Raw genomic sequence first — 25,139 nt, forward strand, 5'->3', positions numbered from 1 at the left:
AACTAGGAGCGCACCTAAGAAAAACTAGGAGCGCACCTAAGAAAAACTAGGAGCGCACCTAAGAAAAACTAGGCGCGCTCCTAAGAAAAACTAGGAGCGCTCCTAAGTAAACTGCGCGCCGTTGCAGTGCAGGGTTTGCGCTCCGTTTCGTGTAGGGTTTTGAACGCTTCAATGTATAGTTCAATGTAGGGTTTGTGTATAGTTTGAAGCGCAAACTATACATTCCGTAACGCACGGTAAATCAGCGAGATGTAGGATTGAATGTAGGATTTGTGTATAGTTTGCAGAGTTTTTTTGTTCCCCTTTTAATTACGTATAGTGCAGTGTCATGGTGTGTCCTCAAAAAACGGTTGCTGTACGGTGGCAGTTTGGCTGAGAAAAACAAAACTTTACCGGACAGCCATGATTGGAGAATGGTTTTCATGAGGATGAGTTTTTTGCGTGGGCGGTGACGGGCTGGGACGGAGTCACCGAGGCGTCACCGAGGCGTCACCGAGGCGTCACCGAGGCGTCATCATTATGACGGTGGTTAAATACAGGAGGAAACACTTTCTGCGCACCGCGAGCGTTCTCCCCAAAAGCAACGTTCGCAATTCCACTCATCGGTGAAATTGCGAACGTGACATATTTCAAAATGTGATTGGCAAGACGAGGAAGAGGCTCTCCCCCTCAGGACTCGCACGTCAAAGTTCAAGGTCGCCGTCAAAGATTTCGTGCCAAGGCAGTCCCTGTTTGTTGAGTTCTTCCATGAAGGGGTCGGGATCAAACTCTTCGACGTTCCAAACGCCGGGACGTTTCCAAAGACCGAGCATGAACATGCGGGCACCAATGCACGCCGGCACACCGGTGGTGTAGCTGACGCCCTGCATGCCCGTTTCTTCGTAGGCAGCGCGGTGCGAGCAGTTGTTATAGACGTAGTAGGTGCGTTCTTTTCCGTCTTTCACGCCACGGATGCGGCAGCCGATGCTGGTCTCGCCGTCGTAGTTCTCACCGAGGTCTTGCGGGTTGGGGAGCACGGCTTTGAGGAACTGGAGGGGAACAATCTTCACTTTGACGGGACCGCTGCCGTCGGCGGCTTCTGCGACGTAGTCAATTTCGTCAATGCGCGACATGCCGATGTTCTGAATGACATCAAGGTGTTTGAGATACTGCTCGCCGAAGGTCATCCAGAAGCGGGCACGCTTGATGGTGGGATAGTTCTTCACGAGACTTTCGATTTCCTCGTGGTGCAGCAGATAACTTTCCTTGGGGCCGATGTGGGGATAGGTGAGCGGCTGGTGAATCTCCAGCGGTTCGGTCTCTACCCATTTTCCGTTTTCCCAGTAGAGACCTTTCTGGGTGATTTCGCGGATGTTGATTTCGGGATTGAAGTTGGTGGCAAACGCTTTGTGGTGGTCGCCGGCGTTGCAGTCCACGATGTCAAGATAGTGGATTTCGTCGAAGTGATGCTTGGCGGCGTAGGCGGTGTAGATGCTTGTCACGCCCGGGTCGAAGCCGCAGCCGAGGATGGCGGTGAGTCCGGCTTTCTCGAAGCGTTCTTTGAAAGCCCATTGCCAGGAGTACTCAAAGTGAGCCTCGTCCTTGGGTTCATAGTTTGCCGTGTCCAGATAGGAGCAGCCGCATTGGAGACATGCCTCCATGATGGTCAGGTCCTGATAGGGCAACGCGAGGTTCACGACGAGGTCGGGCTGGAAGTCCCGGAAAAGTTCGCAGAGTTGTTCCACGCTGTCGGCATCAACCTGTGCGGTGCGGATGTCGGAGCGTCCGATGGCTTTGACAATGGCATCGCACTTTGACTTCGTGCGGCTAGCAATCATGATTTCACTGAAGACATCGCTGTTTTGAGCAATCTTGTGGGCTGCCACAGTGGCGACGCCTCCGGCGCCGATAATCAATACTTTTCCCATGTTCAATTCTTTGGGGTGACTGTTTATATTATAATATGTGTATGAATGATGAATTGCAATTCTTGCGACTTGACCACGCGCGGTTGCGTTTCTGCTAACGCCAAAGCCCACATGAAGCGACCCGCGTCACTCAGGAATTTCGAGTTTGACACGAATCCAGGTTTCTTTGGCTTCACCTCCATCGGGCTGGAGTCGGTAGGTGATTTGAATCCTGTCTTTTTCGGCGGCAACGATGGTGATTTTGTTGTTCTTTCCGATGAGGTCAGGGTTCACGATGGTGCCGTTGATGTGTTCGACGAAGGTGGAATCTGAGGTGAGACGGAAGGTGCCTTCGTTGGTGATGACGCACTGCGCTTTGTTGTTGGCGATGAGGAAAGTGCAGAACGTTCCGTCGTTTTGCATGACCTTCCAAACGGGAAGTTTCATCTCCGGCGTGGTTTCAGTGGCGGGTTGCACTTGCTGCCAGACGCCTTCGAGTTTCACTTTCTTGGTGGTGGGAGCGGCGTTCAACATCAACGGGAAGAGGAGAACGAGGAGTGAGAGAACTTTTTTCATGATGCGAATGATTTTAGAGAGATTATTGAATTGGTCTGCGACCGTTGTTTCTTTGAGCGTTGCCTTCGCCGGAAGGTCAGCGAATGGCATTCATGTTCTCTCTCCGGATTCTGTGCGGCGCGGGTTGGACGTTTGGAACGTCCCCCGGCTCTATTCTCTCTCCTCACACACGACTCATTCCGAGTCTTGCGCTTCCGTCTGTTGCAAGCATCCTCTGACGGCGGTCTGTCCGCGACTGCTCTGCATTTCAAACGCCATGGGGTCGGCGACGTCGGCATCAGTGAAGATGTGGAGTTGCTCGCCGCAATAGGTCTCCGCCGCAAAAGCCAAATCGATGCGCCGGATGGGGCGTGCCTTGAGTGCTTCGGGAGTGAAAAGGTTCAAGGCGAGTTCAAGATAGCGAATGGAATTGAAATGTCCGTTGATGTCCAAGTCGGTGAAAGCCGCCGTGTGAACGCCCCGTTCCACGGGGTTCTTCACTCTGGCGCGACTTCGCGAAGAGGCAATGGGGTTCGGACGTTCAGGGATGAGGACGTCATCCCACTTCGCCGTTTTGGGCATTCGCTCGCCGCGCAGGTCGGCTGCTTGTCGGCTTTCCCAATCAATGAGTGCCCAAATGCTGGTGGCGTGTCCATAGGCTGTGCCGTCGGGGCGGAGGATGCTGAAATGACGGTCGGTGAACTGCCGATAGACTTTATCAACCCAAGTCTCGATGAAAAAAGTCTCGCCGGTGCGAGGCAGGCTGTCCACTTCAATGGTGAGACGGGAGAGCACCCAAACGTGGTTCACGCGCATCATGTCCTTGAAGCCGAAACCGTGTTCTCCGGCGTGCATCGAAGCGCAGCGGAGGAGCAAGTTGCCCATACGTCCCCACGAAAGATTGCCCAAGCAGTCCTCTGTGAAGGGTTCGACGGTGAAGGAATAACGACCTGTGCGATGACTCATTTTTCTGTCGGTTTGAATGTCAGATGGATGATTATGCGAGCAAAGGTAAAGGTTTTGACTCAAAAAAAGTAACTTTGCCCAAGATTTTCTGAGACATGACGCCGTGCGAACCTGCTTTCGCGCCGTTCGGTCAGCCTCAGCAACACCCCATAATCAAGCAGAACAAAACAATTCAATCCACTTTTATTTCATCATGAAAACTTCCTCTTTCCTCCGTGCCGCCGTGGCGTTGCCCGCTCTGTGCAGTTGGCTTGCCGCCGCTCAGCCGGCACAGGCACAGTCCTCCTCGCTGACGCTGGAAGACATCAGTAACTGGCACTACATCCCGGAGTCCTACAGTGTGCACTCCTCCACCGAGGGCGACAACTATGCCCGTCTCTCCCCCGACCTGAAACGCATTGAACTCTTCTCCTTCCGCGACGGCAGTCAGACGGGTGTGCTCTTTGATGCCGACAAAGCACGCGGCAAGGCGGGACTGAAACAAATCGAGGGATTCACGCTCTCCCCCGACGGCAGAAAAATTCTGCTCATGACGCAACGCAAATCCATCTACCGCCGCTCCTTCTCTGCCGTATATTATATATATGACACACAGAACAACTCCTACGAGCCGCTCTCCGATGGCGGACCGCAGCAGCAGCCCATCTTCTCGCCCGACGGCACGATGGTGGCGTTTGTACGAGAGGGCGACCTCTTTGTCGTGAAACTCCTCTACGGCAACGCTGAGAGCCGCGTCACCAAAGACGGCGAATTCAACAAACTCATCAACGGACTGCCCGACTGGGTGAACGAGGAGGAGTTCTCCACCGCACGCTCCTTTGACTTCTCCGCCGACAGCGAAATGCTGGCGTGGGTGCGCTACGACGAAAGCCGCGTGCCGCTCTACTCCATGACGATGTATAAAGGCGACCAGCCCGTCCACGAAGACTGCGACAACTATCCCGGCGCCTACCGCTACAAATATCCCGTGGCAGGAGAGGTGAACAGCAGCGTCAGCGTCATGACCTTCGACATCAAAAACCGCGTCACACGCACACTCAAACTGCCCCTCGACTCTGACGCCTACGTGCCCCGCATCCACTTCACCTCCGACCCGGCACGCCTCGCCGTCGTCACGCTCAACCGCCGACAGAACCGAATGGACATCTACATGGCGAACCCGCGCAGCACGGAATGCACGCTGGCGGTGAGAGAAGAAAATGAGAAATATATTCCGGAAACAACCTACGGCTCTCTCCGCTTCTTCGGCGACCGCTTCGCCTTCATCTCCGACCGAAGCGGATTCAAACACATCTATCTCTACAACCTCAGCGGAAAACTGGAACGACAACTGACAAAGGGTGACTTCGACGTCGCTGCCTTCTATGACTACGACCCCGCCACCGGACGATGCTTCTATGCCGCACACGACGAAAGCCCACTGCGCACCAGCATCTGCATCAGCGAGAAAAACGGAAAAGTGCGCCGACTCACCTCCACACCGGGAACGCACAGCGCCATCTTCAGCAAGGACAAAAAATATTTCCTCGACACCTACTCCTCCCTCCAACAGCCGCCCGTCGTTTCGCTCTGCCGCACCTCGGACGGTCGCAGCGAGAAAGTGCTGGTTGACAACGTCAAACTGAAAGAAAAAACCGACGCACTCTTCTCTCCGAAGGAATTCTTCACCTGCCCCGCCGCCGACGGCACACCGCTCAACGGATGGATGGTGAAACCGCGCCACTTTGACCCCGCGAAGAAATATCCCGTCATCATGTATCAATACTCCGGCCCCGGCTCTCAGGAGGTGCGGGATGCCTGGTCCATAGGACTCTATCCCGGCGCCGCTTTTGAGAGTTACCTTGCCGACCAAGGCTTCATCGTGGCGTGTGTGGACGGTCGCGGCACCGGAGCGCGTGGCGCAGCATTCGAGAAATGCACCTACCTCAAACTGGGAGAGATAGAATCGGCTGACCAAGTCGCCGTGGCGAAATGGCTCGCCGATCAGACCTACGTGGACGGCGAACGCATCGGAATCTGGGGATGGAGTTTCGGCGGCTTCAACACTCTGATGTCCATGAGCGAAGGCACACCCGTCTTCCGCGCCGGCGTCGCTGTGGCTGCGCCCTCAAACTGGAAATACTATGACACCATCTACACGGAACGCTACATGCGAACGCCGAAGGAGAATGCCGAAGGCTATGCCATTAATCCCATCAACCGCGCACCGAAACTCCACGGCGACCTCCTGCTCATCCACGGCACGGCAGACGACAACGTGCACTTCCGGAACTTCACCGAGGTCAGCGAAGCCTACGTGCAAAACATGAAACTCTTCCGCCAGCAGGTCTATACGAACCGCAACCACTTCATCATGGGCGGACAGACGCGCCTCCACCTCATGCGCACCATCAGCGACTTCTTCAAAGAGAAACTCCGTCCGTGACGCCGCAGGTGCTTTAGGGAAGTGTTCTGTGAATGACAGACCGCCGACCGCGCTGACCCACGTGACCGACACAATCTTCTTTTTCCATGCCACGGCTGACAACCTTGCTTTTGTCCGCCGTGGCAACGTTTTTTCTGCGGCTTCGACACTTTTTCCCGAGATTATCGTGACGAAAACAAACCACACAAACTCCACACAGCAGCAACGCGGCATCGGACGGCAACGAAGCCGCATGAGACGACAGCAACACCGCAATGACATCCAAAGCACAGTTTCCGTGGCAAAATGAAGAGACTTTACAAAGTTTTCATTGACAAAATGACGTGAAAAGCGAATTTATGCTTACTTTTGCATTACAAAACGGAGGGAGATTGCCGCAAACTCTCAACGACGCTGCGGAATCTCCCTCGGGCATAGTATCCGATTCATGAACACAAAAACCATGAAACATCCTCTTCGCAGCGCCGTCTGCACCGAAGGTCGCCGAATGGCAGGAGCACGTGCGCTCTGGCTCGCCACCGGCATGAAACGCGAACAAATGGGGAAACCCATCATCGCCATCGCCAACTCCTTCACTCAGTTCGTACCGGGACACACACATCTCCACGAGGTCGGACAATTCGTCAAACAAGAAATTGAGAAACTGGGCTGCTATGCCGCCGAGTTCAACACAATCGCCATCGACGACGGTATCGCCATGGGACACGACGGAATGCTCTATTCCCTGCCCTCCCGCGACATCATCGCCGATTCTGTGGAATATATGGTACAGGCTCACAAAGCCGACGCCCTCGTCTGCATCTCCAACTGCGACAAAATCACACCGGGCATGCTCATGGCGTCCATGCGCCTCAACATCCCGACCGTCTTCGTCAGCGGAGGTGCCATGGAAGCAGGAGAACTCAACGGAGAACACGTGGATCTCATCACCGCCATGGTGAAAGGCGCTGACACCTCCGTCGGAGACGAAGAACTGCAACGCGTGGAAGCACTCGCCTGTCCGGGATGCGGATGCTGCTCGGGAATGTTCACAGCCAACTCCATGAACTGCCTGACGGAGGCACTCGGACTCTCCCTGCCGGGCAACGGAACGATTGTGGCAACCCACGAGAACCGACGCCGACTCTTTGCCGACGCCGCCAAACTGATTGTGGAGAACGCAAGAAAATACTATGAAGAAGGTGACGAGAGTGTGCTCCCGTTGCACATCGCCACCCGCCGCGCATTCCTCAACGCCATGACCCTCGACATCGCCATGGGCGGCTCGACCAACACGGTGCTCCACCTCCTCGCCGTGGCTAACGAGGCAGGAGTGGACTTCAAAATGAAAGACATCGACGAACTGAGTCGCCGCGTCCCGTGTCTTTGCAAACTCTCTCCCAACACGACCCGCTTCTCTGTCCAAGATTGCAACCGCGCCGGCGGTGTGCTGGGCATCCTCGGCGAACTCGCCAAGGGAGGACTGCTGGACCTTGATGCGCCCCGCGTGAACGGTTCCACACTCGGCAGCGACATTGCACGCTATTCCATCACCGCCGACACGGTGGATCCCGAGGCAGACCGCATCTACCACAGCGCACCGGGCGGTAAGTTCTGCATTCGCATGGGCGCACAGAACGCACGCTGGGACGGACTTGACACCGACCGCGCAGAAGGCTGCATCCGCGACTTGGAACACGCCTACACCAAAGACGGCGGTCTCGCCGTGCTCTTCGGAAACATCGCACAGGACGGATGCGTCGTGAAAACCGCCGGCGTGGACGAAGCCCTGTGGCACTTTGAAGGACGCGCCCGCGTTTTCGACTCGCAAGAGGACGCCTGCGAAGGCATTCTCGGAGGAAAGGTGGAAGCGGGCGACGTGGTGGTCATCACTCACGAAGGCCCCAAGGGCGGACCGGGCATGCAGGAAATGCTCTACCCGACTTCCTACATCAAGAGCCGACACCTCGGCAAAGCGTGTGCGCTCATCACCGACGGACGATTCTCGGGCGGCACTTCCGGACTGAGCATCGGACACATCTCTCCGGAAGCAGCAGCCGGCGGCAACATCGGCAAAGTGGTGGACGGCGACATCATCGTCATCGACATCCCCTCCCGCTCCATCTCCGTGCGACTCTCTGACGAGGAACTCGCAGCAAGACCGCAACGACCACTGCAACGCAAACGCACCGTCTCCAAAGCACTCCGCGCCTACGCCTCCATGGTGGCAAGCGCCGACAAGGGCGGCATACGCATCGTGGAGTAAAAGAAGGTACGGAAATCGTGACCTATATATAATAAGGTATAAGAAACCCCTCAAACGAACACAGACTGAATGAAAGACATACAGATCACCGGCGCAGAAATCCTCATGCGCGCCCTCATCGATGAAGGCGTGGAAACGCTCTTCGGCTATCCCGGAGGTGCCATCATGCCTGTCTATGATGCTCTCTACGACTACAGAGACCGATTGAACCACGTGCTCGTGCGCCACGAACAGGCTGCGACACACGCCGCCGAGGGCTACGCCCGAGTCAGCGGAAGAACCGGAGTCTGCATCGTCACCAGCGGACCGGGCGCAACGAACACCGTCACGGGTGTAGCCGATGCCATGGTGGACAGCACGCCGATGGTGGTCATCACGGGACAGGTGGGCGTGCAGATGCTCGGCACCGACGCCTTTCAGGAAATCGACGTGGTGGACATCATGCAACCCATCTGTAAGTGGGCTTATCAGATTCGCTCCGCGAAGGATGTGGCATGGGCAGTACACCGCGCTTTCTACATCGCCGGGAGCGGTCGTCCCGGTCCCGTGGTGCTGGACTTTGCGAAAAACGCGCAAATCAGCAAAGCACCCTACGAGCCGGGAACGATTGATTTCATCCGCAGTTATGTGCCCGTCCCGCCGACCGAACCGCAGTCCGTGGTGCAAGCGGCAGAACTCATCAACACCGCCAAACGTCCTCTCGTGCTCGTCGGGCAAGGCGTCGAACTGGGACACGCCCAGGAGGAACTGAAAGCATTCATCGAAAAAGCCGGACTTCCCGCCGGATGCACACTCCTCGGACTCTCCGCCCTGCCCACCGCGCACCCGCTCCACGTCGGCATGCTCGGCATGCACGGCTCGCTCGGGTCGAACAAGAAGACGCAGGAGTGCGACGTCCTCATCGCCGTCGGAATGCGCTTTGACGACCGCATCACCGGAAAACTGGAGACCTACGCCAAACAGGCGAAAATCATACACTTTGACATTGACCCCTCGGAAATCAACAAGAACGTGAGAGTGGATGTCGCCGTGCTGGGAGACTGCAAAACGACCCTTGCCGCCGTCACCGAACTGCTCCGCGAAAACCGCCACGAAGAGTGGCGCGAGAGTTTCCGCCAATGGGACAAACAGGAACAAGAGGTGGTCATTGAACCGCAAATCCATCCCACCGAAGGACCGCTCCGCATGGGAGAAGTCGTGCGCCGCGTCTCTGAACTCTCTCAACACAAGGCGGTGATGGTGACCGACGTGGGACAAAACCAGATGATGGCTGCGCGCTACTTCTGCTTCACGGAAAAACGCAGCGTGGTCACCTCGGGAGGCATGGGAACCATGGGCTACGGACTGCCCGCCGCCATCGGCGCCACCTTCGGAGCACCCGACCGAACCGTCTGTCTCTTCCTCGGAGACGGAGGACTCCAAATGACCATCGAAGAGTTCGGAACGATTATGGAACAGGGAGCACCCGTCAAAATCATCCTCCTCAACAACAACTATCTGGGCAACGTGCGCCAATGGCAGGAACTCTTCTTCAGCCACCGCTACTCCTTCACGCCGATGATGAACCCGGACTACGAGAAAATCGCTGAAGCCTATCGCATCCCGGCTGTCACCGTGACTGAACGCAAAGACCTGGACGAAGCCATCCAAAAGATGCTCGCAACCCCGGGACCCTTCCTCCTGCAAGCCGCAGTCTTGGAAGAAGACAACGTGATGCCAATGTGCTGCCCCGGACACGACGTGGACGACATGATGCTCACCGTCTGAAAGCCGACATATATACCTTATTATATATAGCGGAAACGAGCGCAGAATACACACCCCATAACCAAGAAAGTCCTGCCGACATGACCGACAAACCACATACCCTTCCTGCTGCCGAGAGCAATCCCGACAACAAACTCTACACCATCATCGTTTTCTCCGAGAACCTTGCCGGTGTCTTGAATCTGGTGACCAACGTCTTCACACGTCGCCAACTCAACATTGAAAGCCTCAACGTGTCGCCCTCGGGCATTGAACACGTCCACCGCTACACCATCACCACCTGGACCGACGAGCACACCGTGCAAACCCTCGTCAAACAGTTGGAAAAGAAGATTGACGTCATTCAGGCGCAATACTTCCTCTCTGACGACGTCTTCGTCATGGACCAGGCGCTCTACAAAATCGCCACCGCGCGCCTCATCGAAAACCGAGAAATCTCAAAAGCCATCCGCTTCTTCGACGGACACATCGTCGAGGTGAACTCCACCTACGCCATCGTGGCAAAGAACGGACTGCCCGAAGAGACCCTCGCACTCTACCGCAAACTCAAAGGCTTCGGCTGCATCCTGCAATATGTCAGCAGCGGTGTCATCGCCGTCACCAAGAGCCCGCGCGAAGAACTGAAAGAATTTCTCTCCCTGCGCGAAGAAGAAAAACGACAGGGACAAACCATGAGCGAAATCTAAGTAATATGAAAATAATAAGTTGCGTCAGATTTGAATGACATTTTCGAGGTCAGATTTTCACCCGAAGAAGGAGCATAGCCGTAGCTATTTGACTGATGAGGGAGGAAATATGGACCGAAAAGATTTTCAAAGATGATGCAGGTTATTTTTTGAGGATTACTAAGTTAGATTAGACTTACAAAACTTTATCACATAAATAAACAACCAAACAAATGGCACAACTGAATTTTGGCGGCGTCATTGAAGAAGTGATGACCCGCGAGGAGTTTCCTCTCGAAAAAGCACGTGAAATCTTGAAGAACGAGACCATCGCCGTACTCGGCTATGGCGTCCAGGGTCCCGGACAAGCCTGCAACCTCCGCGACAACGGTTTCAACGTCATCGTCGGACAGCGTCAAGGCAAGACCTACGAAAAAGCCGTCGCTGACGGATGGGTGCCGGGCGAGACTCTCTTCTCTCTCGAAGAAGCCGCTGAGAAAGGAACCATCGTCTGCATGCTCCTCTCCGACGCTGCACAGATGCAACTTTGGCCTTCCATCAAACCGCACCTCACCGCCGGCAAGACCCTCTACTTCTCCCACGGCTTCGCCATCAACTGGAGCGACCGCACGGGTGTGGTTCCTCCTGCCGACATTGACGTCATCATGGTGGCTCCCAAAGGCTCCGGCACTTCTCTCCGCACCATGTTCCTTGAAGGACGCGGACTCAACAGTTCCTACGCTGTCTATCAAGATGCTTCCGGTCACGCCACAGACAAAGTGCTTGCCTTCGGCGTAGGCATCGGCTCCGGCTATCTCTTCAAAACTGACTTCAAACGCGAAGCCACCAGTGACCTCACCGGCGAACGCGGCTCTCTCATGGGCGCCATCCAAGGCCTCTTCCTCGCACAGTACGAAACGCTCCGCGAACACGGACACACTCCCTCCGAAGCCTTCAACGAAACCGTGGAAGAATTCACTCAGTCTCTCCTCCCGATGGTAGGCAAGAACGGCATGGACTGGATGTATGCCAACTGCTCCACCACCGCACAGCGCGGCGCACTCGACTGGATGGGTCCCTTCCACGATGCCATCAAGCCCGTCATGGAGAAACTCTATGAAAGCGTAGCCTCAGGCAACGAAGCACAAATCTCCATCGATAGCAACTCCAAGCCCGACTACCGCGTAGGTCTTGAGGCTGAACTCAAGGCTCTCCGTGAAAGCGAAATGTGGCGCGCCGGCGAAACCGTCCGCACCCTCCGTCCCGAGAACAACTGATTTCTCGCACAGAAAACAACGCGAGAAAAAACGCACAGAAAAACCGCTGCAAACCAATCGTTCGCAGCGGTTTTTCTTATGCGTAAATTATTTTAGGATTTATGGCTGTCCGACAAACGGCTTTTGAAGTAGTCAGCCGAGAAGACATCGGATTTCAATATCTCAGAATCTGTCCCGTGCGCAGACGGCTACTGGTTTTGAGGCTGTTTGTGGAAGCCAGTTTGGAAACACTGAGTCCCAACTTGCGAGCGATGGAATAGAGCGTTTCGCCGCGTTGCACCTTGTAGAAGTGAGAAGAACGAGTGGTGGAGTTTGCCACCTCCTGGGTTTTCTCACCGCCGGGGGCTTCGGTGGAAGCCAGCATCGTCGTGCCGCCGGAAGTTTTGTTTTTGCGGAAGGTATAGTAGTCTGCCGTCACGTCCTGCGCGGGGAAATTGAAGAGGAATTCGGGATTGATGGGCTCTCCCGCCAAACGAGTTTCAAAATGAAGGTGCGAGCCGAAAGAACGTCCTGTGTTACCTCCCAGTCCGATGGGTTCGCCCGCTTTCACCTCCTGGTCGATGGAGACGAGTTGTTTGGAGAGGTGACCGTAGATGGTTTCGAGACCGTTCGTGTGACGAATCACCACATAGTTTCCGTAGCCTCCGGCATCGTAGCGCACCACGCGCACTTTACCGTCAAAAGCGGAGACAATCGTGTCGCCGGTATAAACTTTAATGTCCAAACCTTTGTGAATGCGGCGGAAGGCGGGACGATAGCCAAAGCGTGACGTCACCTGGCGCGAGGGGGTCGGCATGGCGAAGCCGCGAAGGTCAATGACGAAACTGTCGGGCACTTCCTCGCTGCGATAGGGGTGAGCCTTGGTCGTCACCCAACTGTTATAGATTTCGGCGGAAGGGTCTATGAGGATGTCGCGTTCCACGGCACGCTGAATGGCAATGGAATCCACGGCTCTGAGGCGACGGTCCACGGGGGCTTGACGAGCGATGAGATCTTGTCCGAGAAGAGTGACGGCAAAACCGGAAGCAAGCAAGGAAAGCCCGAGACGGCGCACAAAGTTCAAATTCATTGGATGTAAAAAAATTGAAGAGTTGAAGTGAAAATCAGAGTATTAGAACAGAAACGGAGACATCGCTCACATTTCCGCCGCAAATTTACACCAATATTTGCAACCGACAGAATATCGGGACGTTAAATTTAGAAAAGAGACTGCTGAAGTCGAAGAAGAGAGCACGGAATTTGGGGCAGAGAGCGCGGAAACTTTCGCTTTCAAGGAGAATGCTGAGGACTGGGCAACAGAAGCCGTTTGACGTTTGCTTTCCTTACAAAAAGCGCGGTTCTGCTACCAAAACGCAAAAAAGAGGGACGGGTTTTGGCAGTTCATGTATCTTGCCGTAACTTTGCTTCGCTTCTTGCTAACATTCTGCTTCGCTACGCCGAATCTTTGGCGCACACCGCAAAACGAAAAGCGAGCGGAAAACCAAAGACAACGAAACATGAATCTACTGCGCCACATCATCATCATCCTCTGCCTGCTCCTTCCGGTGTCGGCGGCAGGACAGACGCAACTCTACGAGAACTACATCCAACGGTTCGGACCGACGGCGGTGGAGCAAATGAAAAAACATGGCGTGCCCGCAAGCATCACGCTGGCACAAGGACTCCTGGAGAGCGCAGCGGGAACAAGCACGCTGGCACGAAAAGGAAACAACCACTTTGGCATCAAATGCGGCGGAACTTGGCGCGGACCCTACATGCTCCGTGACGACGATGCGCCGAACGAGAAGTTCAGAGTCTATAAAAACGCACAGGAAAGTTATGAGGACCACTCGCTCTTCCTACGAAACGGAAGACGCTATGCCTCGCTCTTCCAACTGAAACCCACGGACTACAAAGGCTGGGCGCACGGATTGAAACGCGCCGGCTATGCAACAAGTCCCACCTACGCCTCCGCGCTCATCAACATCATCGAACGCTACGACCTCACGCGCTTTGACGGAATGAAGAGCCTCTCGCGACACGAACGGAACGAACTGGAAAAAGAGGAGAAACTCACGCGCAGAGCCGGAGACCATCCCATCCGAAAATGCAACGGACAATTCTATCTTGTCGCCCAACCCGGCGACACCTACGCTTCCCTCGCGAAAAGGATGAAAATCAGAGAAAAGAAACTCCGAGCCTACAATGACGTCGATGCGAAAACGCCTCTGAAACCGGGCGACGTCGTCTTCCTCGGAAAGAAAGCGCGCAAGGCGGACAAGAAACTCAAGACGAAACACCACATCCTTCAACCCGGCGAGTCGCTCCACACCGTCAGTCAAATCTACGGCGTTCGCCTTGACCGCATTTGCAAGATGAACCCCATCGGAGAATTCTATCACTTCAAAGTGGGCGACCGCATCCGAATCAGATGACGACCCAAACTCTCTCTGACCTCTCTGACCTCTCTGACCCTTCAAGAAACAACACACAAAACAAATATGACAGACTTTATCGGCGTCAGCCAATTCCTGAACACCCCCCACGACACTGCCTTTTCCATGGAAGTGCTGCCTCCTCTGCGAGGAAAAAGCATCGACAGTGTCTTCCGCACGATTGAAAGACTCCTGCCCTTCAATCCTGCCTACGTGAACATCACGACCCACAGGACGGAGACCATCTACCACGAGACGGACAGCGGAATGTTCGAACGCTTTTCCGTCAAAAGCCGTCCCGGAACCGTTGCCGTCGCAGCCGCCATCCACGAGCGCTACGGCATTCCCGCCGTGCCGCACCTCATTTGCAGCGGCTTCACGCAAAGCGACATTGAAAACGAACTCATTGACCTTTCTTTCCTTGGCATCACTGACCTGCTCGTGCTCCGCGGCGACCGCGCCCGCGGTGAGAATCGTTTCACCCCGACGCCGGGCGGCCACACCCACGCCTTGGAACTTTGCGAGCAGGTGAACCGTTTCAACGAAGGCGTCTTGATGGACGGAAGCCTCTGCGAAAAGCTGGAGAAACCGTTCACCTACGGCGTGGCAGGTTATCCGGAAAAACACGAGGAAGCCATGAATCCGGCAACCGACCTGGAAAATCTGAAGCGCAAGGTGGAGGCAGGTGCCACCTACGTCGTGACACAGATGTTTTTTGACAACAAAAAATATTTTGATTTTGTCCTACGTGCTCGCGAAGCCGGCATCCGCGTACCCATCATTCCGGGACTCAAGCCGCTGACCACGCTCACGCATCAGTCCATGCTCCCCAAGACGTTCCACATTGATTTTCCCGAGGAACTCTCCGAAGAACTGCGTAAGTGTCGTTCGAACGACGAAGTGAAAGACCTCGGTGTCGAATGGGGCATTGCCCAAGCGCGAGAACTAAGAGCGGCGGGCGTACCGAGCATTCACTTCTATTCTATGAATGCCGCCACAAGCATTGAGCGCATCGCCAAGGCGGTCTATTGACCCCTCCCCTCCTTTTCCACTTCCCACCAGATTCTTTGAAGCGGAAGAGTTATTATGACACACCGTCATATCGCACATCCTCGTCAAAAAAACGGGGCATTACCCCCTTAATTCCTCATCCTTTGAAAGATTTTCTTCTCTCCGCCCCCGGACAGGCTTTGCTCGAAGGGCGCATCCTCATTCTTGACGGTGCCATGGGCACCATGCTCCAGCGGGAAAACCTGACAGAGCAGGACTTCCGCGGAGACGTTTTTACTCATCTCCCCGCCCGTCTGCAAGGCAACAACGACCTTCTGACGCTGACGCGCCCTGAACTCATCCGCAAAATCCATACGCTCTATCTTGAGGCGGGTGCCGACATCATCTCCACCAACACCTTCAATGCGCAACGCATCTCTCAGCAGGACTATGGTACGGGAGACTACGTGTCGCGCATCAACCTCGAAGCGGCGCGTCTGGCTCGCGAAGAGGCGGACCGCTTCACGAAAGCGACGCCCGAGAAGCCGCGCTGGGTGGCAGGCTCGGTGGGACCGACCCACAAAACGCTCTCCATGTCTCCCGACGTGGAGAACCCGGCGATGCGAAGCCTCTCCTTTGATGAACTCGCTGAAGCCTACGAAGAACAGATGATTGCGCTGACGGAAGGGGGCGTGGACTTCTTTTTGATAGAGACCATCTTTGACACGCTCAACGCCAAGGCGGCGCTTGAGGCTGCCCGCCGTGCGGCGGAACGCACGGGACGTCGCGTGCCCGTCATGCTGAGTGCTACGCTTGCCGACGCCTCAGGAAGGATGCTTGCGGGGCAAACGGTGGAAGCTTTCTTGGCTTCCGTCTGTCACAACGAGCAAGTCGTCAGCGTCGGTCTGAACTGTTCCACCGGTGCTCCCGACATGCGTCCGCACCTGCGGCGTCTGGCGGAGAACTGCCCCGTCTTTGTTTCCTCGCACCCCAACGCCGGATTGCCGGACGAAGAGGGACACTATTCTGACACGCCGACCTGCATGGCGAAAGAAACGGAAGACTTCATTCGCGACGCGAGCGTGAACATCCTTGGCGGGTGCTGCGGCTCGACTCCGGACCACATTTCCCACATTGTGGCGATGGCAGCAAACCATCGGGGACGTCGTCTCCCCGCCTCGCTTCAAACAGCGTGGCTTGCGGGACTTGATGCCTTCAACGCTCCCGAAGGAATGCTCATCAACGTGGGTGAGCGCTGCAACGTGGCGGGCAGTCGCAAGTTCCTCAACCTCATCAAAGCCAAAGCCTACGAGGAAGCCCTCGCCATTGCCCGGAAACAGGTGCGCGACGGCGCCATGATGTTGGACATCAACATGGACGATGGACTACTGGAGGCAAAAGAAGAGATGACTCATTTCTTGAACCTCATGGCTTCTGACCCTGAGGTCGCACGGATTCCGTGGATGATTGACTCCTCACGCTTTGAAGTCATTGAAGCCGCGCTGAAATGTGTGCAAGGGAAAGCCGTGGTCAATTCCATTTCCCTGAAGGAGGGCGAAGCGTCGTTTTTGGAACGCGCCGCGCTCATTCGTCGCGCCGGTGCCGCCGTGGTGGTCATGGCTTTTGACGAAGAGGGACAGGCAACCACCTTCGCTCGCAAGACAGAGATTTGCGAGCGTGCCTACAAACTCCTGACACAACGCGCCGGCTTCCCGCCGCGCGACATCATCTTTGACCCGAACATCCTCGCCGTGGCAACGGGCATGAAGGAACATGACCGCTATGCGCTGGACTTCATCAAAGCAGCGAAATGGATTCGCGAGAATCTTCCGGGGGTACACATCAGCGGCGGCGTGAGCAATCTTTCTTTTGCCTTCCGCGGCAACAATTTCCTGCGCGAAGCCATGCACGCTGCCTTCCTTTTCCACGCCTCCGCGGCGGGCATGGACATGGGCATCGTGAACCCCGCGGCAAAAACTGCCTACGCTGACATTCCGCCCCATCTCTTGGAACTCATCGAGGACGTGCTCCTCTGTCGTCGCGACGATGCGGCGGAACGCCTGGTGGCAGCAGCTGCAGAGATGCACGCGCCCGCCTCCGATGCTTCATCTGCTGAGTCCGCCGCGCCGGACCGCAGCCTCATCCCCTTGGAGGAAAGATTGAAAGAAGCACTCCGCCGGGGCGACGAGGAGTTTTTGGAGGCTGACCTCTCCGAAGCACTGAGCGTCTTCGCCGAGCCCGGAGAAATCATTGAAGGTCCGCTCATGGAGGGCATGGACCGCATCGGAAAACTCTTCGGCGAAGGAAAGATGTTTCTGCCTCAGGTCGTGAAATCTGCCAGAACCATGAAACGCGCCGTCGCCTTCCTGCAACCGCACATCGAGGCGGGGAAGAGCGGCGAAGAGACTTGCCGCGGACGCTATCTCGTAGCGACCGTCAAAGGCGATGTCCACGACATCGGAAAGAACATCGTCGCCGTCGTCATGGGCTGCAACCACTTTGAAGTGGAAGATCTCGGGGTCATGGTGCCCGCCGAGAAAATTGTGGAGAAACTCCGCGAGGGGCACTATGACTTTGTCGGACTGAGCGGACTCATCACGCCTTCGCTCGACGAGATGTGCCACACGGCGAAATCAATGAACGAGGCGGGTTTCCGACTTCCGCTCTTCGTCGGCGGAGCCACCACGTCGGAACTCCACACGGCAATGAAGATTGCGCCCTGCTACGAAGGACCTGTTTTCCACGTCAAGGACGCTGCCCAGAATCCGGTTCTCGCCGCCGCCCTCCTCGGACCGGAGCGCGAGAAACTCATCGAAGAGAACCGACGCCACCAACAGATGCTCGTGGAACGTCATTTGCAACAGAAACAAGCAGCCAAGGCTGTCGCGGACGCCGAAGCGTCTCGCCGACCTGTCATCGACTGGGAACATGAGCCTCTCCCCCGCCCCTCCTTCCTCGGACTGAAGACGGTGTCACCGATTCCGTTGCAGGAGGTGCGCAGTCTCATCAACCCTGTCTTTTTCCACCGTTTCTGGAAGGTAAAAAAGGATTCGCCCGAAGCACGTGAGTTGTGGGCAGAGGCAGAAGCATTGATGGACGAGTTGCAGGAGCGCCACTTTCTTCAGGCACAAGTGGCATTCCGCCGTGCCTTCTCCTCGGGCGACGCCATTGTGTTCCTTCCGGAAAACGGCGAAGGAGAGTGCGTGGAGATTCCGACTCCGCGCCACGCTTCTTCCACCTCATCGGTAGAGGCGCAAGGTCCCGCGCTCTGCGACTTTGTGGCACCGGAAGGCAAGGAGGACCACGTCGGACTTTTTGCCATCACGCTTTCTCCCTCCTTCGTGGAAGAGATTGAGGCTGCGCGCCTCGGCGGTGACGATTTCCGTCACCTCTTGCTGCGCAGTGTGGCGGATCGCCTGGTGGAAGCGGGCAGCGAGTGGCTGCATCGCGAGGTGCGACGAACACTCTGGGGCTACGCTCCCGACGAGAACCTGACTCGGGAGGAACTCGCCCGTGCTGCCTTCCGAGGCATACGCCCTGCGGTGGGCTATCCGTCGCTGCCGGACCAAAGAATGATTTTCCGCGTGGCAAAGATGTTGGACCTCCCCGCCCTGGGCATCTCGCTGACCGAAAACGGCGCGATGCTGCCGCAAGCCTCTGTATGCGGTCTCTACCTCGCCAGTCCTCACGCCTACTACTTCAGCGTGCGCACCTAACCACAAATCGAAACGCCGAACTTACTGCCCGCTTCAACTGCAAAAGGGTGAGTCCAACTTCTTTAAAGGTTCCTTATCCCGTAATTTATAGAACACCCCATTAACTAATGTCAGGAACAATAAAAGTATAAGGCTATGAATGAACCGAGTAAAGAAGAAAGAGTGTTGCTTCAAGGCGCGAATTGGAAAGAGCTGCGTTTCTTTCAGAAGTCGGAAGCACTCTACCAGATGACTTTCTTGTTCTGTGAGCGATTTCTCCCCAAGCATGGCGACCGCACCGTGGATCAGATGGTGCAGGCAGCACGCTCAGGCAAACAAAACATCATAGAAGGGTCAGAAGACGGAAAGACATCCACCGAAATGGAACTGAAACTGCTCAATGTGGCACGCTCAAGCATTCATGAACTGAGGGAAGACTACAAAGACTATCTGCTCTCGCGCCATCTGACACTATGGGACAAGCAACACCCACGCTACCAAGGGATGCACGAGTTCACCAAGAGATGCAACAAACTCCGCGATTATGAACCCTTCTTCCAAAAATGGAATGATGAGGAAATGGCAAACACGGGCTATACCATGTGCTGCCAGATAGACGTGTTGATGAACGGCTACCTGAAAACCCTCGAAGAACGTTTCCGCAAGGAGGGCGGCATGAAGGAGCGCATGTACAGAGTGCGCACCGGATACAGGGCGCAGCAGGAACAGCTCATGAAGGAAATGCAAGCCACCATCCAACAGCAGGAAGAGAGGATTAGGGAACTTGAGACTGAGCTGGAGAGGATGAAGAGGAGGCTTGAGGATGAAGAGAGGAAGAGACTAAGAGACTAAGAGACTAAAAGACTAAGAGACTAAGAGTCAAAGAGACGAAGAGACAAAAAGACAAAGGGACGAAGGGACAAAGAGTCAAAGAGAGGAAGAGACAAAGAGACAAAGAGTCGAAGAGACAAAAAGACAAAGAGTCGAAGAGAGGAAGGACAAAAAGACAAAGAGACGAAGAGAGAAAGGGACGAAGAGAGGAAGAGACAAAGAGACAAAGAGACGAAGAGTCAAAGAGACAAAGGGACGAAGAGACAAAGGGACGAAGGGAGAAAGAGACAAAGAGACGAAGAGTCAAAGAGTCGAAGGGACAAAGAATCAAAGAGAAGAAGAGTCAAAGAGAAGAAGAGTCAAAGAGACAAAGGGACAAAGGGACGAAGAGACAAAGGGACGAAGGGAGAAAGGGACGAGAAGACGAAACGGCGTCACCTTCTCTTCACCTCCTCTTCACCTCCTCTTCACCTCCTCTCCACCTCCTCTTCACCTCCTCTCCACCTCCTCTTCACATCCTCTTCACCTCCTCTTCACCTCCTCTCCACCTCCTCTTCACATCCTCTTCACATCCTCTTCACATCCTCTCCACCTCCTCTTCACATCCTCTCCACCTCCTCTCCACCTCCTCTTCATGTCCTCTCCACCTCCTCTCCACATCCTCTTCCCGCCCAAACATTTCGCGCGTTTCGTGTTGCAAAACAATTAATGCCCATTAACCCAAGTTTGATGCCATAAAAAAATACAACTATTTGGGGGGGGCTTGTAGGACTAACTATCTGTATATCAGCAATAGCATCCCCGTTGCGAAACTGAATTGTAGTACACAGGGGCTTCGCCGAAAGGTGGTATGCTCCGTTTTCGCCTATTAAGTTAAAAGGATTGTGGGGGATCGTGTTCTTTGAAAATACTCCATTATTTATATGGATTAAGATTGACATCTTGACTTATTGGCTGTATATAATATGTTTTTCTTCCGAAACTTGTGTATCTAAGAGGTACGAAGTAAAGTGAACGCAAGGGATAGAGTCAGTTGAAACGCCCCCATCTCTTCGTATCAACATGGATTGGGAACCTTACTTTAATGGGTGTATATATGAGATGAATATTCTGCGTGCCCACTATCTCTGTCACGACAGAGTTCATGCCTTGCCAAGACAGTGAAGGCAACGACAACCACATACTGATAATCCATGTCCCTGCCAGTCCTCGCCTCCATGCCAACCAAGCGGACGAGGTATTTTGGCGGGTGGGCGACAAGTCGCGCAAACTGCCCTTTGAGGAACGTCTGCAACTGATGTACGACAAGGGTGAACGATACTATGAGGACAGCCCCGCCTACGATGCCACTATAGAGGACATTGACATGGATGCCGTAAAAGCATACATGAAGCGCATTGGTTATGGCAAGTCTCCGATGGAATACCTGCAAGAGAACAAAGGATTCTTGACTTACAAGGGCGATGTGCCACAAGTCAGCACGGCTTGCATCTTGCTCTTCGGCAAGCATCCGCAGAAATTCTTCCCTCGTGCCCGTGTCCGTTTCGTCAAGTACTACGGTACAGAGGAGAAAGTGGGCAGGGAGATGAATGTCATCAAGGATGTCACCTTTGAGGGACGCATTCTTGACCAGATTCAGAAAACCGTCGACTACCTCGAAACCCAAGTGAAGGAACATTCCTATTTGGGCGAGGACGGTCTCTTCAAGACGGACAGGGAATATCCCAAGTTCGTGATACAAGAGATGACGGTGAACTCAGTTTGCCATAGAGATTATAGCATCAAGGGAACGGAGATACAGATAAAGATGTTCGACGACCGTATTGTGTTTGAGACCCCTGGCAAGTTGCCCGGTATCGTCCGAACCGACAACATCCGCCACACCCACTTCTCCCGCAACCCCAAGATTGCCGAGTACCTAAAAGCCTACGACTATGTAAAGGAGTTTGGCGAGGGCGTTGACCGTATGTGCCGTGAGCTTTCTGCCATCGGCACGAAGGAACCTCAATATCATTTGGTTGCTTTTATCATGAAAGCCTCTGTATGGGCTAATGTTTTGGAAGGGCAGGAAAAGGCAAGAGAAAAGCAAGAAAATATTCCCAGCGATCAGGTAGAAGGTAACATTACCCAGAAACTACCCAGAAACTACCCAGAAACTACCCAGAAACAAGATATTGATATTACACCTGTCCAGAAAGGAATTATCGATTTCTTGCTACTTCATCCATATGCAGGACGTAAAGAAATCTCATCAAACTTGGGCTTATTGTCAGAAGATGGGGTAAAGTACAATCTAAAAGTACTCCAACAGAAAGGAATCATAAAACGCATAGGACCCGCTAAAGGAGGGTACTGGAAAGTGCTATCAGATGAGACAAGTGGCTAAAAAGAATCTATCAAATAAGAATCTCTGCAAATTTAGCATACGGATAAGATGTTGCAATATATAGCGAAGGAGACGCAAGGAGAGTGCCTTACTTCTTTTTACATACCGCGAAAACAGCCGATTGTCGCTTTAATCTGCACAATGTTCATCATATACCCGAATGTGGTGTGGATTCCGTGGAATCTGGCATGACAGAATGTCTGCGAAGAACTCGGTTTCTGGGCGTTCTTCGCTTTCCACATGATTTATTTTTATGGCTTGTTTTTCTTCCAGTTAAGATATAACGTGCGCAAGATTGGCAACATGTCGTTTGCGGCACGTTTCGGACTGAACTTTATTTATACACTTGTCGGATGTGCCGCATTCGTCGGGCTGTCATACGACCTCCCCGCCCTGGGCATCTCGCTGACCGAAAACGGCGCGATGCTGCCGCAAGCCTCTGTATGCGGGCTCTACCTTGCCAGTCCTCACGCCTACTACTTCAGCGTGCGCTCCTAACAAGAAATGTTTCTCCATTAATGCCCATTAATTGTCTCATTAAATGTCTCATTAATTCTGAAAAATTCGTGTTCAATTCGTGTTCAATTCGTGTTCAATTCGTGTTCAAAAAACAAATTAATGGCTTTTAATGAATCAATTCATGAACATTAATGTTTCAAAAAGCGTGCGCTCCTAACCACAAATCGAAACGCCGAACTTACTGCCCGCTTCAACGGAAATCCCCGTGTTGCTGAAAGCCTCTTTTGGGGGAACATCAATGTTCATGAATTGGCTCATTAAAGGAAACCAAATTGCTTTTTGAACACGAATTGAATGTTTTTGGAACACGAATCAAGTAAAAGATTGATTACTGTCCGCTAAACTGCAAAAGGGTGAGTCCAACTTCTTTAAAGGGGTGTTCTAAAAATTAGGTTGAGTTGATTTTTGATTTCTTAGAGATGAACTTTTGTAAGTTTCGTCAGTCACATAGCCCGCTATGCTCCTTCCCCAACTTACAAAAGGGCGCGCTAAGAAACCAACCAAAACGTAAGCACTTTCTTTTGAACGTTCCTTATCCCGTAATTTATAGACCCCCTTTATAATTCTTGAACATAGCAAAACAATCGTTTTTTATAGTTCGTACAAATCGTCCAGTTGTATTTCAGATTGAACGTCACCCCAATATTCATTCCGAGTGAGCCCATCGGTTGTAACCATAATGGAATGAATGGCTTTCTTCGTGCCAGTTACTGTCTGAAAAACATTTCGTTTACGAGCAAGTTCTTCTGCATAATTGGAAGTGATGGTGTATGGTTTCTTAGAATATTTCATTTCGCATATATCAATTATTCCATCGCTTCTGTCTATAAGTAGGTCTATCTGAACTCCTGGTCTATCGATGTCTTCATTTGGTAAGCAACGCCATGCATACTCATTTGTCAGTATTCCGCTAATACCAAGCTTCTTCTTAATCTGGTCAACATGCCACAGGCAAGTGCGCTCAAAAGCCAAACCACACCAAGTATTATACTTTGGGGTGCCCAACATTGATCTCCAATAGTTTGAACCTTGGCGCACTCCATCTATGTATTCGTAATAGAATAATGTATAATGGTCTATCAACTGAAAAATATCTGATTTTGTCCGATACCCCATCATAGTGTAACTACGAATAAAGCCACACCACTCCAAATCTTTCAGAATGTCAGAGAATGCTCCGTTGTCTTCAAATCTTCCTGCCGCCAGCAACTCTATTCGAGTCATGCCCATCTTTTTCTTTGCCAACAGCTCAATTACACGAACGTATGGTTCTGGCTTTTTGAACAGGGAAGCATACAGCATTTCAAATTCGTCATGCAGTTCTCCGTCTGGAGAGAAAATAAGTCTGTCAATCTCGGCAGTTATGCTTGTGCCTTTTTGCAACAAGCTCCAATAATATGGAACACCGCCCAATATCATATAGGCTTCCAATATCTGCTTGCGGTTCAACACGAGACCTCTTGACTGAGCTAGCTTCTCGCATAATCCCAGCGGGAAAGGATTGAGGGATATACGATGATTCAAGCGATTGTGCAAACCGCCCTTATTCTTGATGATTTTCTTAACCATCCATGAAGTGCTGCTTCCGCACACCACAAAAACAATGTCCTTTCTGGCGGATGCCCATCCATTCCAAAAAGACTCCAGCTCTGATAAAAAACCAGAGCGTGGAGCATCCATCCATGGAAGCTCGTCAAGGAATATGACTTTTTTGCCTTCAGGCAGATTCATAATAAATCGTTTGAGTTCACAGAAAGCATCACCCCAGTTCGTTAGTTCTGGAGTGTCTTTCTGCCCATGTTCTTTGAGGGCACGACGGAAACGCACCAACTGCTTTCTTGCAGTCAAATTTGCAGCACCGGTAAATTGGAAGTCGAATCGGTTTTCAAAGGCTTCTCTGATTAGAAAGGTCTTGCCAACACGACGTCTTCCATACACTGCAACAAACTGAGAGTACTCTTCGTTGAGAGCATTCTGTAATACTTGTTTTTCTTTTTCTCGACCAATCAGCATGGCATCCATTAATTTTGAATTCCGCCACAAAGATGATACTTTTTCGTAAGAAAACAAGCGGAAAGATGAGAAAAAGTAAAGATTCCGCTGGTTTATTGACGAATTCCTACATTGGTATGGATTCTATGTTCAGTTCAATTCTTTTCCAAAGTGGGGAGGACAGAGGGACAGGTCAATGTCCCTCATTGCCTCATTAATTCTGAACATTTCGCGCGTTTCGTGTTCCAAAAACAAGAATTTTTCTCCATTAATGTCCATTAATTGCCTCATTAAATGTCTCATTAATTATGAACAATTCGTGAACAATTCGTGTTCAAAAACAAATTAATGGCTTTTAATGAATCAATTCATGAACATTAATGTTTCAAAAGCGGTTCAAAAAGGCGGGTCAAAAGGCGGGTCAAAAGGCGGGTCTTCTCTTTCAAACCGTCTCCACCTGCTTCCGGCTGACACAGTAGAACACGCCCTTCGCGGTGCGCTTCTTCAGTACGCCCAGGTGGCGGAG

15 protein-coding genes and 2 pseudogenes are annotated in these 25,139 nt (G+C 53.1%); 12 read left to right on the forward strand and 5 right to left on the reverse strand.

Annotation, left to right across the window (positions count from 1 at the left end):
- Nucleotides 1-683: 683 nt before the first annotated feature.
- The 3 genes from I6E40_RS07435 to I6E40_RS07445 form a co-directional block, all read right to left on the reverse strand.
- The gene (locus tag I6E40_RS07435) at nt 684-1,907 is read right to left on the reverse strand and encodes a saccharopine dehydrogenase family protein (RefSeq protein ID WP_235386407.1); all 1,224 of its coding nucleotides are present in this window, start codon (nt 1,905-1,907) and stop codon (nt 684-686) included.
- A 126-nt stretch (nt 1,908-2,033) separates the two neighbouring features.
- Nucleotides 2,034-2,462 carry a DUF4488 domain-containing protein gene (locus tag I6E40_RS07440; protein ID WP_235386408.1) on the reverse strand — a complete coding sequence of 143 codons (429 nt, stop codon included), beginning with the start codon at nt 2,460-2,462 and terminating at the stop codon, nt 2,034-2,036.
- A gap of 174 nt (nt 2,463-2,636) precedes the next feature.
- Entirely contained in the window at nt 2,637-3,407 is a 771-nt protein-coding gene (locus tag I6E40_RS07445; protein WP_235386409.1) for an acyl-[acyl-carrier-protein] thioesterase, read from the reverse strand.
- Nucleotides 3,408-3,600: 193 nt separating this feature from the next.
- Here I6E40_RS07445 and I6E40_RS07450 point away from each other — a divergent pair, with 193 nt between their 5' ends.
- The 6 genes from I6E40_RS07450 (at nt 3,601) to ilvC (ending at nt 11,786) form a co-directional block, all read left to right on the forward strand.
- Nucleotides 3,601-5,832: a S9 family peptidase gene (locus I6E40_RS07450; protein ID WP_235386410.1), complete on the forward strand. Its 2,232-nt coding sequence runs from the start codon at nt 3,601-3,603 to the stop codon at nt 5,830-5,832.
- Between the two features lie 61 nt (nt 5,833-5,893).
- A complete protein-coding gene (locus I6E40_RS07455) occupies nt 5,894-6,121 on the forward strand; it encodes a hypothetical protein (protein WP_235386411.1) in 228 nt (75 codons plus the stop codon).
- A gap of 153 nt (nt 6,122-6,274) precedes the next feature.
- Nucleotides 6,275-8,077, forward strand: coding sequence for a dihydroxy-acid dehydratase (gene ilvD / locus I6E40_RS07460; protein WP_235386412.1), 1,803 nt, complete (start codon nt 6,275-6,277; stop codon nt 8,075-8,077).
- Nucleotides 8,078-8,146: 69 nt separating this feature from the next.
- The gene (gene ilvB, locus I6E40_RS07465; RefSeq protein ID WP_235386413.1) at nt 8,147-9,844 is read left to right on the forward strand and encodes a biosynthetic-type acetolactate synthase large subunit; all 1,698 of its coding nucleotides are present in this window, start codon (nt 8,147-8,149) and stop codon (nt 9,842-9,844) included.
- Between the two features lie 80 nt (nt 9,845-9,924).
- Nucleotides 9,925-10,530 (forward strand): acetolactate synthase small subunit, encoded by a 606-nt coding sequence (ilvN, locus tag I6E40_RS07470; RefSeq protein WP_235386414.1) that lies wholly within the window; start codon nt 9,925-9,927, stop codon nt 10,528-10,530.
- 212 nt (nt 10,531-10,742) lie between these two features.
- Nucleotides 10,743-11,786 (forward strand): ketol-acid reductoisomerase, encoded by a 1,044-nt coding sequence (ilvC, locus tag I6E40_RS07475; RefSeq protein ID WP_235386415.1) that lies wholly within the window; start codon nt 10,743-10,745, stop codon nt 11,784-11,786.
- 154 nt (nt 11,787-11,940) lie between these two features.
- On the opposite strand, the gene I6E40_RS07480 is transcribed toward ilvC, so the two are convergent.
- Complete coding sequence (locus I6E40_RS07480) at nt 11,941-12,855, reverse strand: M23 family metallopeptidase (RefSeq protein ID WP_235386416.1); 915 nt, start codon at nt 12,853-12,855, stop codon at nt 11,941-11,943.
- A gap of 427 nt (nt 12,856-13,282) precedes the next feature.
- Here I6E40_RS07480 and I6E40_RS07485 point away from each other — a divergent pair, with 427 nt between their 5' ends.
- The 6 genes and pseudogenes from I6E40_RS07485 to I6E40_RS07510 form a co-directional block, all read left to right on the forward strand.
- Entirely contained in the window at nt 13,283-14,200 is a 918-nt protein-coding gene (locus tag I6E40_RS07485) for a glucosaminidase domain-containing protein (RefSeq protein WP_235386417.1), read from the forward strand.
- 78 nt (nt 14,201-14,278) lie between these two features.
- Nucleotides 14,279-15,232, forward strand: a complete 954-nt coding sequence (locus I6E40_RS07490) for a methylenetetrahydrofolate reductase (RefSeq protein WP_410897045.1) — start codon at nt 14,279-14,281, stop codon at nt 15,230-15,232.
- Nucleotides 15,233-15,354: 122 nt separating this feature from the next.
- Nucleotides 15,355-18,906 carry a methionine synthase gene (gene metH / locus I6E40_RS07495; protein ID WP_235386419.1) on the forward strand — a complete coding sequence of 1,184 codons (3,552 nt, stop codon included), beginning with the start codon at nt 15,355-15,357 and terminating at the stop codon, nt 18,904-18,906.
- Nucleotides 18,907-19,041: 135 nt separating this feature from the next.
- Nucleotides 19,042-19,737 carry a four helix bundle suffix domain-containing protein gene (locus I6E40_RS07500; RefSeq protein WP_235386420.1) on the forward strand — a complete coding sequence of 232 codons (696 nt, stop codon included), beginning with the start codon at nt 19,042-19,044 and terminating at the stop codon, nt 19,735-19,737.
- Nucleotides 19,738-20,824: 1,087 nt separating this feature from the next.
- Nucleotides 20,825-22,102, forward strand: a pseudogene (locus tag I6E40_RS07505) (ATP-binding protein); the annotation flags it as partial.
- A gap of 381 nt (nt 22,103-22,483) precedes the next feature.
- Nucleotides 22,484-22,591 (forward strand): annotated as a pseudogene (locus tag I6E40_RS07510) (vitamin B12 dependent-methionine synthase activation domain-containing protein); the annotation flags it as partial.
- A gap of 621 nt (nt 22,592-23,212) precedes the next feature.
- Here the strand turns inward: I6E40_RS07510 and I6E40_RS07515 are convergent.
- Complete coding sequence (locus I6E40_RS07515; protein ID WP_235386421.1) at nt 23,213-24,643, reverse strand: AAA family ATPase; 1,431 nt, start codon at nt 24,641-24,643, stop codon at nt 23,213-23,215.
- Nucleotides 24,644-25,139 lie beyond the last annotated feature (496 nt).

The organism is Prevotellamassilia timonensis (genome assembly GCF_021531665.1).
Lineage (GTDB): Bacteria > Bacteroidota > Bacteroidia > Bacteroidales > Bacteroidaceae > Alloprevotella.

What these genes read in the sequence shown, in the direction of transcription:
- I6E40_RS07435 (WP_235386407.1), bottom strand. Translation starts at nt 1,907, where the DNA reads ATGGGAAAAGTATTGATTATCGGCGCCGGAGGCGTCGCCACTGTGGCA.
- I6E40_RS07440 (WP_235386408.1), bottom strand. Translation starts at nt 2,462, where the DNA reads ATGAAAAAAGTTCTCTCACTCCTCGTTCTCCTCTTCCCGTTGATGTTG.
- I6E40_RS07445 (WP_235386409.1), bottom strand. Translation starts at nt 3,407, where the DNA reads ATGAGTCATCGCACAGGTCGTTATTCCTTCACCGTCGAACCCTTCACA.
- I6E40_RS07450 (WP_235386410.1), top strand. Translation starts at nt 3,601, where the DNA reads ATGAAAACTTCCTCTTTCCTCCGTGCCGCCGTGGCGTTGCCCGCTCTG.
- ilvD (WP_235386412.1), top strand. Translation starts at nt 6,275, where the DNA reads ATGAAACATCCTCTTCGCAGCGCCGTCTGCACCGAAGGTCGCCGAATG.
- ilvB (WP_235386413.1), top strand. Translation starts at nt 8,147, where the DNA reads ATGAAAGACATACAGATCACCGGCGCAGAAATCCTCATGCGCGCCCTC.
- ilvN (WP_235386414.1), top strand. Translation starts at nt 9,925, where the DNA reads ATGACCGACAAACCACATACCCTTCCTGCTGCCGAGAGCAATCCCGAC.
- ilvC (WP_235386415.1), top strand. Translation starts at nt 10,743, where the DNA reads ATGGCACAACTGAATTTTGGCGGCGTCATTGAAGAAGTGATGACCCGC.
- I6E40_RS07480 (WP_235386416.1), bottom strand. Translation starts at nt 12,855, where the DNA reads ATGAATTTGAACTTTGTGCGCCGTCTCGGGCTTTCCTTGCTTGCTTCC.
- I6E40_RS07485 (WP_235386417.1), top strand. Translation starts at nt 13,283, where the DNA reads ATGAATCTACTGCGCCACATCATCATCATCCTCTGCCTGCTCCTTCCG.
- I6E40_RS07500 (WP_235386420.1), top strand. Translation starts at nt 19,042, where the DNA reads ATGAATGAACCGAGTAAAGAAGAAAGAGTGTTGCTTCAAGGCGCGAAT.
- I6E40_RS07515 (WP_235386421.1), bottom strand. Translation starts at nt 24,643, where the DNA reads ATGGATGCCATGCTGATTGGTCGAGAAAAAGAAAAACAAGTATTACAG.